The sequence below is a fragment of the Gudongella ferriphila genome, from assembly GCF_046224405.1.
Taxonomy (GTDB): Bacteria; Bacillota; Clostridia; order Tissierellales; family Tissierellaceae; genus Gudongella.
In genome coordinates, this window is record NZ_JBJXRK010000042.1 from 1 (window position 1) to 12,681 (window position 12,681).

8 protein-coding genes are annotated in these 12,681 nt (G+C 39.6%); 7 read left to right on the top strand and 1 reads right to left on the bottom strand.

The window, feature by feature from the left end:
* Window positions 1–188 precede the first annotated feature (188 nt).
* From ACKVDP_RS13030 to ACKVDP_RS13060, 7 genes are all read left to right on the top strand, one after another.
* Window positions 189–1,073, top strand: coding sequence for a diacylglycerol/lipid kinase family protein (locus ACKVDP_RS13030; protein ID WP_409229327.1), 885 nt, complete (start codon window positions 189–191; stop codon window positions 1,071–1,073).
* A 10-nt stretch (window positions 1,074–1,083) separates the two neighbouring features.
* Window positions 1,084–1,527 (top strand): MarR family winged helix-turn-helix transcriptional regulator, encoded by a 444-nt coding sequence (locus ACKVDP_RS13035; protein ID WP_409229328.1) that lies wholly within the window; start codon window positions 1,084–1,086, stop codon window positions 1,525–1,527.
* 16 nt (window positions 1,528–1,543) lie between these two features.
* Window positions 1,544–6,829 carry a diguanylate cyclase gene (locus tag ACKVDP_RS13040; protein ID WP_409229329.1) on the top strand — a complete coding sequence of 1,762 codons (5,286 nt, stop codon included), beginning with the start codon at window positions 1,544–1,546 and terminating at the stop codon, window positions 6,827–6,829.
* A gap of 52 nt (window positions 6,830–6,881) precedes the next feature.
* Window positions 6,882–7,898: a LacI family DNA-binding transcriptional regulator gene (locus tag ACKVDP_RS13045; RefSeq protein ID WP_409229330.1), complete on the top strand. Its 1,017-nt coding sequence runs from the start codon at window positions 6,882–6,884 to the stop codon at window positions 7,896–7,898.
* 167 nt (window positions 7,899–8,065) lie between these two features.
* Window positions 8,066–9,595: a histidine ammonia-lyase gene (gene hutH / locus ACKVDP_RS13050; protein WP_409229331.1), complete on the top strand. Its 1,530-nt coding sequence runs from the start codon at window positions 8,066–8,068 to the stop codon at window positions 9,593–9,595.
* A gap of 136 nt (window positions 9,596–9,731) precedes the next feature.
* Complete coding sequence (locus ACKVDP_RS13055; protein ID WP_409229332.1) at window positions 9,732–10,874, top strand: TMEM165/GDT1 family protein; 1,143 nt, start codon at window positions 9,732–9,734, stop codon at window positions 10,872–10,874.
* A complete protein-coding gene (locus tag ACKVDP_RS13060) occupies window positions 10,855–11,508 on the top strand; it encodes a LuxR C-terminal-related transcriptional regulator (RefSeq protein WP_409229333.1) in 654 nt (217 codons plus the stop codon). The genes ACKVDP_RS13055 and ACKVDP_RS13060 overlap by 20 nt, the downstream gene beginning before the upstream one ends.
* Here the strand turns inward: ACKVDP_RS13060 and ACKVDP_RS13065 are convergent, their stop codons facing one another.
* Entirely contained in the window at window positions 11,509–12,420 is a 912-nt protein-coding gene (locus ACKVDP_RS13065) for a selenium metabolism-associated LysR family transcriptional regulator (protein ID WP_409229334.1), read from the bottom strand. It lies immediately after the preceding gene.
* Window positions 12,421–12,681: the final 261 nt, after the last annotated feature.

Consider the following 12,681-nt stretch of genomic DNA (forward strand, 5'->3'; position numbering starts at 1 on the left):
TTTTTTGTATCATTCTTGTATTAAGAAATTTCCGTTGATGAGTATCATAAAAAGCTTCCTTAATGCATCTTTAGATGCTTTTTTTATTGCTTAAATAACTAGGACAAGTGGCAAATAACTGGTATAATAAAATAAAGTATTGTGCGTTCAAATAAATTTGTGACTATAAGTGGAACGGAGAATCAGATATGAGAAAGATAAAATTCATTATAAATCCTTCATCAGGTAGGCAAGCCATGGAGAAAAAAATTGACAACCTTTGTAAAATGCTCCTTGATGATGGTTATATAGTAGGTAAATCCTTTACAAAGAAAAAATACGATGCCATGTTTGAAGCCAGAGAAAGCTGTAAGGACGGCTTTGACCTGATAGTTGCCTGCGGTGGAGACGGAACTGTAAATGAAGTGGTCAAAGGTATAATGACCAGCGAGAATAGAGTTCCCTTGGCAATTTTGGCAAGTGGTACCGTTAATGATTTTGCAAATTATCTACAGATTCCACGAACATCAGAGGAATTTTTCAACATGATAAAGAAGGGAAACATAATAGAGGTGGACCTGGGGAAGGTTAACGATGATTACTTTGTAAACGTAGCGGCAGGTGGTCTATTGACAAAGGTGGGGTATCAGGTTCCTTCTGATATGAAGGCTGTTTTAGGCAGAATGGCATACTATCTGGAAGGCTTGAGAGAACTTGTCAATCAGGGCCTTGAGCCGGTCAAAGTGAAAATAACCAGTGAGGAGCACACTGGTGAAGAAGAGATTTTAATGTTTGTGGTATCAAACAGCTCATCCATTGGAGGATTCAAAAGGTTGGCACCAGAGGCGGATGTGCTTGATGGCCTTCTTGATGTAGTTCTCATAAAGAATGCTGATATTGCTGAGCTGGCCAATATTTTCGTAAATGTCCTTACTGGGGAACACATCAGGCACCCGAAGGTGGTCTATTACAAAACCCGAGAGGTTAATATCGACGCTGAAGATGCTCTGGTTGTGGATGTTGACGGAGAATATGGAGGTAGGCTGCCAGCCCACTTTAAGGTTATACCAAAGGGATTGAAAATACTCGTGTAGGAGGTTTCTTATGACACAAAACAAGTCTGAACATGTGGATTTGATAGAAGAGTACCTTAGAAAGGTGGATTATATCATCAGAAAGAAGGGAAGGGTTATACTCAGTGATTTCAATATAACCGTACCCCAATTTACAGCTTTGCAAATATTGATAAACAATGGTGATATGACAATAAGTGAGCTGAGTCAGAAGATGGATCTTGCCTGCAGTACAATAACTGATCTGATTGACAGGATGGAGAAAACAAATCTTGTCAGAAGACGGAAGGACGAACAGGATAAACGCGTTGTAAGGGTGGAGGTACTTCAGGAAGGTCATGATATTTTGTCAAAGGTTCTGGAAAAGAGAATTGAATTTCTATCTGACAAATTAAAGGGAGTAGCTGAGGATGACAAACAGGCTTTACGCACAGCCCTGGAAAATCTTTACTTTGAAATGAAGGAAGAAATTTAGCATAAAGAGGTGCTACATGAAGCTTATCAATGGTCAGATCAGATTAATTGAAAAATTTGATACGGAAAATAGAGACAGGGCTTATGTCTGTGAACAACTGGAAAACCCTGGCTTGGAATGCTTTGTGAAAATTCTGGATATTAAAAGGCATCAAGGACTCATTGAGGATTATATTGAAAACATTGAATTCTACAAAAGCATCAACCACAAGGGAATTCTTTCAACAATTGACTTTGGGCCGGTGCAAACTGTAGACCTTAAAGACTCAACAGGGGGCTTGTATTATATCCTTACCGAATACACTCCGTGGGAGAGGCTTGACGAGGTTAAGGATAACTTGGGTATCGGTTCACGGGTCACCATTATTCTCAAGTTGATTCAAGTCCTGGAGTACCTGCATTTCAGGGGTATTTCCTATGATGTTTTAAGCCCTGACAAAATTTTTGTCACCTCTGAAGGAGAATTGAAGCTTCTTAATCTAACATCCATCGTACATAGCAAATTGCAAATTGACAATCTGAAAAAAATAAGTGAGTATGTTGCGCCTGAGGGCAAGGAAAACTACAACGGGAAAAATATCCAGACTGATCACTGGTCACTGGGTGTAATAATGGACAAGTTGTTTTCAGGGGTAATGTCAGAGCTGTCAGTTGACAAGCAGAACCTAATCAGTAGCACGATTGAAGATTTAATGGCCAGGAGCACAAACTCAAATAAAAAATCCCTTAAAGATCGCTTCGAAGATATAAGAAGTGAATTTTCAATGGATTACAAGAGATGTCTGAGGAATGAAAGAGAAACCCTGCAATTGGGAGTTTTGCCAATTAGAAAGCAGGAGAGCTATCGCCATTATCTATCAAGCAAATCCTTTGACGAGATTTATGAAAGGGGATATTCAGGATTAATAATCGATGGTAACGGAGGAATAGGTAAGAAGAAATATATCCGTGAAATCCTTCGAAGAAGAAAACTTGAAGGTCACAGGACATATGTCCTTGAAGCTGGACAGGGAGATTATTCAAGCATAGATTACTTTAAGGCCTTCTTGGTTCAATTGTGCGAAGTACTGGGGATAACATACAGGGTTGATCCTGAATCAAACAGCATGAAACTTCGGTTTAATGAGTCGTTTGAGTTTTTCAGATTGGATCAATTGGATTCAAAGCTTAAGTTGTTCAATTGCATCACTGAAAATCTGATCAAACTCTCCAAGAGAGAAACAGTCTATTTGGGCTTATTGAATATACACGAGGCCGACTTGGAGATATTCAATCTTATTGATTTCATAGTGACCAAATCAAGAGGTAAAAGGATATTTTTTCTGTTTTCTTCTCAGAACAGCAAGTTGATCGACACCCGTAAAAGCAATATCATGAACCATTGGCTTAAGAATTTCTTGTTTGAAGAGGTCCATCTTGAGAACCTTTCAAAGGAAGAAGCAGAAGAATATATTCATGGCATCCTTGGCAGCGTTAATATTCCAAGGGGATTTTCCCATGCGCTGTATAATGAGACCTTGGGGAATCCACGGTATATTAGAGTTCTGGTCAAGCATTTTTTTGACAATGGCATAATCCGTATTGATAAAAACGGTCTCTGGACCACCACTACAGATGAGTATAGCTCCTTTTATGATTCTGCAACCTTGAAAACGGCAATCGTAAGACAGATAAAATCATTGAGCGAAACAGAATTGAACGCTTTGAACCTTCTGTCCTGCTTCAGTTACCCGGTTGATTGGGAAACCTTTAATGATATTCTCAGGGTGGACAGTTTAGAATTCAGGGAAACCGTATTAGAACTTACAAACAAGGGAATCACAAGAATTGACATGCAAAAGGAGAAATCCATCTCATTTGTGGAAGGAGATTTCAAAAGGCAGATTTACAGCGATCTTTCGGAAAATAAGAGAATAGATTCCCATAAAAGGATTGCGGATGTCTTACTTTCCAAAAGATATGGTAACCATGTAATTAATTTCGATTCATTGATACATCATTTAAGTGAATCCAGACAGTTGGACAGGATGATAAAGATTGTATTGCAAAGGCTTGAAAAGGAGAAGAATCGATACAATGAGAACTCCGTTAACATTCTTAAGGCGTGCTATAAAAATCTGAAGGGGAAGGATCATCCATCCACTTTGATTATCCTGAAATACCTGACGGAGGCTCTCTTGGCTCAAAGAAGATATACGGAAGGGATTGACTCTGCAAGAGTATATATCGATGAAGCTGAGAGAATGAACGACTCTGAACACAAAATCCATGCAGAGCTAACTATGTTTGAGTTTATGATTCGTGCAGGAGAATACAATGATGCGCTTGAAAAGATATCTGAGTATGAAGCAATGGTTACCCAGCAAGGTAATGGGAGACACAGGATCAATCTTTACAAGCTAAAGGCAATAATCTATCAGGTTCTGGACAGGATTGAAAAGTCACAGGCTGCCATAGACAAGGCTTTGGAGCTGGCCAATGAGTACGGCATCCACGAGCATGACGGTGACCTTTACAATCTTCAGGGAATAGGCAATTATCTGGTTGGGGATCATGAAAAAGCTCTGGATAGCTACCATAAGTCTATAAAGACCTATGTTCTTTCTGAGAGAGCCTTTGATAGGATCAAGCCCCTAAACAATATCGGCAATCTATACAATGAAATAATTGGAGATCCTCAGGAGGCACTTGAGTACTATTTTAAATGTCTTAAAGTTTCAGATGAAAATGGCCTGTCCTCCTTTCAGACAATTACATTGAGCAATATTTGTGATGTTTATCTGACCCTGGGATCATATGATGCTGCCAGGACCTATATTGACAAGACCATAGACCTGTCCCGCATTAATGGAGACAGGATCAACGAGTTTCATGGCACTGTGTATAGAGGAATCCTTGAGCTGTCTCTTCAGAATATGGAGGCTGCCACTGAAATATTTCTCAAGGTGAGGGAATTCAACAAGGAGGAACCTATTGTCGAAAAGGAGGTTATTATACACTATCTTGACTTTTTGGGACGATTTTATATGGAGCTTGGAGATTATGACCTGGGTAAATTGTTTAGCAGGAATACAATGGATAAATCGAAGGATTTTAATCCAAAGCTATTCTTTAGGTCAAGGGCAAGAATTCTAACTATTGATGCAATAGTAAATGGGAATATTTGCAAAAGTCAGATAGAAACCCTGTTCAATGAATTTGCTGGGAAAACCAATGACTTTGAAAAAGCATCATTTCTAATTGAAATGATGCATATCAGCCTTCACATACCAGACAAGGCAGGCTATGAATTTTTAAGGAGTATATACCTGGGGATTAATTCAATTGAGGTTTTTGAGCTATATGGAAATGACTTCGAAATCATGAACGTACTTGCGGTCAACAATGGTCAATATGTTGAAAATGCAACAGAGCTACTGGAAGGCGGCAATAAGAGGTTTACCCAGTCCATATGCAGGTACTACGCATATTTTGGGGAGATGCTATTTGAAGATGGGGATTATAAAAGTGCAGCAAGATATCTCATCAGATCCATGGACTTGGTTCAACGCAAAATCAATCAGATTGGAATAGATGGATATAGGGAAAAAATACTTGTAAATTACAATATTCCAAAGATTGAAAGCATATTGGACGAGATATTCAGGGAGAAATTCCATATAGCTGCTAAAATACTGGATTCCAAGGAAAGAGAATCCAGTCTTGTTGGAAGGTATCTCTCCATGCTTAACTTTAATCAATACAATGAACTGTTCCTTAACTGGGATGACCATAACGTTCCAACTACACTTGAAGGTTTGTTGTCATGCCTGACTCAAGACTACAGATGTAATCTGGAGATTATATTGATGTATCTTCACCGTGAAGCAGGTGCCAGTGCTTCATTGATTAACATTTTTAGTTTTACGGAGCTTAAAAATGATTTAAACCTAGTCAGCATCGGAGAACCAATAGTTGAGATGGACCAGTTTATGGACAATACCTTAAGGTCAGGTGAGAAAGTCATTTTCAACAGGGACCTGGGTATTCTATCAATGGATGTAAGTGAGGATTATTTTGACAGGAAGCTAAGTGGATTTATTGGGGTTCCAATAATCGAGCCCCTGAGAAAGGACATTGAGGTTGACAGAAGGTCAGGAAGCAGAAGAAGCAAGATTCTGGGGTATGTTTATCTTCAGGCTGACAGTGCCATAAACAGATTCGATATGGAAAGACTTCAATTGTCAATAAGCCTGGCAAAAATGATATATCTTAATCTTGAAAACAGCAAACTCAATAGAAGAGCTAATTTTGACAGGTTAACCAATGTGTTAAGTCGTGAATCCATTGACAATGAACTTGTGGAAGTAATTGAGACTTATAGTGGAACAGATGATGAATTCTCAGTGTTGATGATGGATATTGACAAGTTCAAGGATATAAACGATACCTATGGACATCAAAAGGGAGACCAGATCCTGGAAACAATAGGTAAAATATTGAATGAGAACACAAGATCCAGCGACAGTGTTGGAAGATATGGTGGAGAGGAGTTTTTGATCCTGCTTGAAAATATTACAATTGAGGATACAAAATCCGTTGCAGAGGAAATAAGACGGTCAATAGAGATTGATAGGAGATTTGCAATAGATAGAAAGGTCACAGTAAGTATTGGGGCATCCCATTATCCCAATCAGGGAACTTCAAAGGATGAGTTGGTGTACAAGGCGGACCAATCCCTCTATTTTGCAAAGGAAGTACTTGGGAGAAACCATGTCGCAGTTTGGGATATCGACATGGAGGAAATCGAGAATATCAACGGCAAGGGACATAAGGTTTCCATGGAACTTTTTGGAAGAAGTGAGAATGGAATTGTTTCCCTTATGGATATTGCCGTGTTATCAAGATCCCAGGAACCCATTGATAAGAAGGTGTTCAGATTTTTAGGAGCTGTCAATGAAAGCATTGATGCTGAGTTAAGCTCAGTGCTCCTGATCTGTGATGGAGAAGTTACGGAACAATACACCAGAGAGGGAGTCAAGGGCAATTGGATTGAAAACAAGAAAATTGCTACCGAGATGATTGAAAAAATCCTGGAGTCAAAGGAATCGTACCTAACTGTAAACTGGGCTGGAGCTGTGCATAATATGGGTACAATCGAATTCTCTTCACTCAAGTCTATCATAATGACACCTGTGCTAGTAGGTGATTCAATTAGGGGGATAGTTTATTGTGAAGCCAGTTTGAGAAGGAAGGATTTCACATCAGCTGATGTAATGGCTTTAGAAGTTTTAAGTGGTGTATTTTCTGTAAATTTTGTATAATGAATATATTGCGACCGAGATTTAATCTTTGGGTCATTTAAGGAGGGATAAAATGACAACTACCATAAAGGATGTGGCCAGGCTTGCAAAGGTTTCCATATCTACAGTATCAAGGGTAATAAACGACTCCAAACCAGTTAGCCCAGAAGCAAGGAGAAGGGTGCTTAAGGCCATTGAAGAGTTGGGATACAAGCCTAATGAGGTAGCTAGAAGCCTGGTTACTAAGAAGTCAAATATCATAGGAATAATTGTGGATGACATTGGGAGTTCATACGTCGCCCAAATAATCAGAGGGGTGGAAGAGGTTGGAAGAATGTACAACTATGACATCCTCCTTTGTAGCAGCTATGGAGACAAGGAAGCGGAAATGAGATTTGTTCAGCTTCTAATGCAAAAACAGGTTGCTGGGATAATTATGGTTTCAGAAATACTCAACTCTGAAGTCCTGACATATTTGGATATGTCAAAGATACCTTTCATTTACTTAAACAAGTATTACAACGTACTGGAAAGCCCAACTGTTGCAATCAACAATAGAGAAGCAAGCGACAAGGTAATGAAGCACCTCATTGACGAAGGGCACAGAAGGATAGCATATGTGACCCAGGAAAAGGATCTGGAGTTGACCATAGAAAAGCAGAAAATTGAGGCCTACAGGGAGTGGATGGCTTCAATAGATGAAGCACCTGTTGTATTTGAGGTTGATGGGCACAACATATCCGATGGATATGATCTTGGGGAGAGAATCAAGAGCAAACTCCTGGAAAACAACATAACTGCTGTTTACTGCTGTGAAGATGAAATTGCCCTGGGATTAATTAACTATTTCTATGACCACAGCATAAGAGTGCCCGAGGATATTTCCGTTGTGGGTTATGGCGATATTAGCCTAGCGTCCTACTATAGACCAAAGCTTACAACAATCAAGGAGCCATATTATGATATTGGAGCAGTTTCAATAAGAAGAATACTGAAGGTTCTACAAGGAGAAAAAATCGAGGAACAGACCTTGGTACTTCCAGTCCAGCTAATCGAAAGAGACAGTACATCAAAGCCAAAAAATATTTGATACTTTGATTTATTATGATATAATTAATTCATTAAATAGAGAAGTGGGGATAATATGTGTAAGACATTATTGCTTCACAAATTTCAAAAATCAGGCCACAGATTATTCTGTGGCTTTTTTTGTGCCACTTTATCTAGATAGTATAGCTCAGTGAGAGGAGGATTTAGATGAACAAAGTAATATTGGATGGTAATAGTCTGACATTGGAGGATTTCATAAAAATTGTAAGAGGTGGCTTTAAGGTTGAGCTGTCCCAGGATGCCATGGTAAAGGTGGAGAAGGCAAGAAATCTTGTAGACAGATTTGTGGAGGAGGAGAAGGTAGTCTATGGAATCACTACTGGATTTGGTAAGTTCAGCGACGTTGTGATTAGTTCAGAGGAGACCAAATCGCTGCAGAGGAACCTTATAATCAGTCATTCCTGTGGAGTAGGAAATCCTTTGCCTGAAGAGGCTTCAAAAGGTATAATGGTGCTTAGAATCAATGCCTTGGCAAAGGGATTTTCAGGGATTAGACCTTCTACACTAAATACTCTGGTTCAAATGGTGAACAAGGGCGTTAATCCGATTATTCCTGAGAAGGGATCCCTGGGTGCAAGTGGTGATTTGGCACCTTTGGCACACATGGTATTGGTAATGCTTGGTGAAGGCGAAGCGTATTATAACGGAGAAAGAATGCCAGGTGCAAAAGCAATGGAAATGGCAGGTATAGAGACTGTAGAACTTACATCCAAGGAGGGACTAGCACTTATAAATGGAACACAGGTTATGACATCGATTGGAGCACTGGCCATTTATGATGCAATCATGCTATCAAAAACAGCGGATATAGCAGCGTCTTTGACAATAGAGGCTCTTAACGGAATCACTGATGCCTTCGATCCCAAGGTGCACAATGCAAGGGGTCATTTGGGACAGATATACTCTGCTGACAACCTATTGAAAATCCTTAAGGGTAGCAGCATGACAACCAGACAGGGAGAGATGAGGGTTCAGGATCCATATTCCTTGAGATGTACCCCTCAGATTCATGGTGCAACAAAGGATGCTCTTGAATTCATTAAATCAAAGGTAGAGATCGAAATGAATGCAGCAACAGACAATCCTCTTATTTTCACTGAGGAGGAAGAGGTAATATCAGGAGGAAACTTCCATGGGCAGCCTATGGCGCTTCCATTTGACTTTTTGGGTATTGCCGTTGCAGAGTTGGCAAACATTTCGGAAAGAAGGCTAGAGAGACTTGTTAACCCAGCCCTTAGCAATGGTCTGCCTGCATTCCTAACCAAGAAGGGTGGAGTCAATTCAGGTTTTATGATAGTTCAATACTCCGCTGCATCACTTGTTTCAGAAAACAAGGTTTTGGCCCATCCAGCAAGTGTTGATTCGATACCTTCATCAGCTAATCAGGAGGATCATGTTTCAATGGGTACAATTGGTGCTAGAAAGGCAAGGGAGATTCTTGAAAACTCCAAGAAGGTAATCGCTATGGAACTGATGGGAGCATGCCAGGCGATTGACATTAGAGGAAATAGTGGTTTGGGAATGGGAACAGAGGAAGCGTATAAGGTTATCAGAGGTAGAATCTCAGCATTGGAAAATGATAGGATCATGTATACTGACATAAACATTGCAGAAGAAATCGTACAGTCAGGGAAAATAGTAGCACAGGTGGAAAACAAGGTGGGAGAGCTCAGATAAATGGTCTGAATAAGCCATAGAAATGGATCTGGTTCACGGATATTGTTTAAGTGAGAAGTATAATGTATAATATATAGATACAAATATAAAAGACTTTTAGCATATGCTAAAAGTCTTTTTAAAGGTTGGGAACTGAATGGTAAATGAGTTTATAAAAGCTTCTTCACTGATATTCATGGCAGAAATGGGGGACAAGACTCAAATAATTGCCATGACCTTTGCTACGCAATACATGGTAAGGCATGTGCTTTCAGGGGTTGCCCTAGGGGTTTTGGCAAATCATGGGATAGCTATCGTTCTAGGCGCTTTAATAGGAAGTGTGATAACTGGAGATATGGTTAATATTATAGCTGGTGGGCTGTTCATATTTTTCGGTTGGAATGCATTGAGAATGGAAGAGTCAGAGGATATTGAAAACAAGATAAAGGTTCACCCAGTATGGACAGTGGCACTTGCTTTTTTCATCGGCGAGCTTGGAGACAAAACACAACTCACTGCAATGGCATTATCGGCAGAAGCTGAATTTCCTGCGATTATACTTGCAGGAACAACTGCTGGCATGGTCGCTACAAGTGGATTGGGAATATTTGTAGGATCCAGGATCGGTGGGAGAATACCTGAAATTGGCCTCAAAATAGCATCCTCACTTGTTTTTCTGGGCTTTGGGATGACAAAGCTATATGAATCAATAGGCTACTATTTGGATAGCTTGGCAGCTTTAGCAGTAATATTTTCAATTGTTATAGTAGTTGAGATAGTACTTATTAGAAAGGCAATCGCAGCTGGGAGAGAGATGCCAGAGAAGCTTGGGGTTAAGAGAGCTGCAGAACAGCTTTATCAGATGACAAAAAGGATAAACGATGAGCTGGATAGTGTTTGTCTCGGTGAGGAGAACTGTGGTACATGTGCAGGAGTGGGATGCCTTATAGGATATATTAGGAGCATTCTTACCAATGCTAGAAGGGATAGGGAGTATTTTTTGGATGCTGATATACAGCTGGAGGACCTGCTAATAAGAAATTACGAAGATAAAAAGATTGAGGATGCGTTACTATTGACTTTACAGGAGCTTGTGGACTATGGGTGGACAGATGAACCGGAGTTTATCATGACAAAGGTAAGGGAGTCCTTGGAGATTCTTTTGTTTGAAAGAAGGATCGGGAATACAAAGTCGGTGGAAGCATATTTAAAGGAAGTATCAGCTATTGACTATCCGTTGGGTAAAAGATATATGGACATACTTCAAAGGGAGGCTTCAAATGAAAAGAAAGACAATTAAGGTTATGTTGGCAGATGCTCAATTATTGTGCCTTTATGGGTTGAAGCATATTCTGGATTCCCAGGAGTTTATTAAGGTAGTGGCTAGTGCCAGCAATAAGTTGGAAATTCTTGATAGAGGGTTGGCTACAGAGCCTGATATATTGATCATGGATCCCCAACAAAAAGACAATGATGGGTTTGAAACCATACGGCTCTTGAAGGAAAGAGGATTCAAGGGCAAGATTATATTGCTTCTTGAAAACATATGCAATGAAAGATATATGGAAGCCTCTAAGATCAATATAGAAGGTTATGTCCTTAAGACTGCCTCCCCTGAAAAGCTACTGTACTCCATAAAGGAGGTAAACAGGGGAATGCAGTATATAGATGAAGAGGTTAAACGAGAGCTTCAGTACTCAGACGAATGCTTGAAGATATCCAGAATAGAAAATGAGAAGGTTGATTCTCTGTCCCAGAGGGAATATGACATACTTAAGCTGGTTGCCTCAGGTTTAAGCAACAGGTCAATTGCAGACCAACTGTTTATCAGTGAGAAAACCGTAAAGAATCACCTTACACAGATTTTCAGAAAGCTTGAGGTAAGTGACAGGGTGCAGGCAACATTGTTTGCAATTCGTTCCGGAATTAGATAGCTATACTATAGAAGAATATGCCAGTGCAAATTCCTTGAAGGCTTCTCCCAGTGGAGAAAGCTTTCTTTTTTTATGAAAAACCAGATAAAATTTCCTATCAAGTGAAAGCTTATCAATTTTGAAAACATTACCTTGGACCAACTTCCTTCCCGTCCTATCAAATACGTCCTTATATGAAAGAAAAGACGAACCGGTTCCAAGCGAAATCATTTTCTTGATTGTTTCAGTATCTGCAACAATGGCTGAAACAGTAAGCTGATTGAGCTGTGTACCATTTTTCAGAAGAGCGTCCTTAAGTACCTTTCCGGTTCCAGAGCCCTCCTCTCTTAGGATAAGTGGTTGATTGATAATGTCTTCCACATTGATGCTGCTCATTTCCTGTTTATCAGAGTAGACATCATTAGGAGTTACAAAAACTAGAGTATCATCCATAACTCCCTGGTATTCGAGGTTTGGATCCTCGAAAATCGCACCAACAAAGCCAAAATCAATATATCCGTTCAATATATTCTGGACTACCTTGCTGGAATCTACATCTATTATGGAGAAAGTGACAAGTGGATGCTGTTTTCTGAACCCGTGTATCAATTGGGGCAACAGGTGCCTTCTGGGGACAGAGCTGCTTGCTATCTCCAGTCTTCCTTCAATTTTCCCCATATGCTCCTCGATCTGATACTTCATTGAATCATAAAGGTTTATGATATCAATGGAATGTCTGTAGACTATATCTCCTGCTTCGGTTGTGGTGACTCCTTTGGACATTCTGTTAAGGAGCACAGCATCCAGTTCCTTTTCTATTGACTGTACATGGTTGGTCACAGTAGGCTGAGTCAGGAATAATTTTTCTGCGGCCTTTGAAAAGCTACCAAGCTTTGAAACCTCAATAAAAGTCTTCAATTGTCTTATATCCATCTGTTTCAGCTCCTTTAATGTGTTAATTGTATAATATTTGAAAAATGCTGAAATATCAACCTTTAATTAAATTGTGCAGAAAAAGAAAATAATCTCTAAAAACGTATTGACTTTTAAATAGAAACCCTGTATAGTTAGTATTTGTTGAGCGAAACCGCAGCCCAGACAGCCAAGTAAAAAGTCATGAAAAACATTCAAAACACCATTGACAAAATAGACTGGTTTTGCTACAATAATCTAGTCACCTCAAATCAGAGGCGA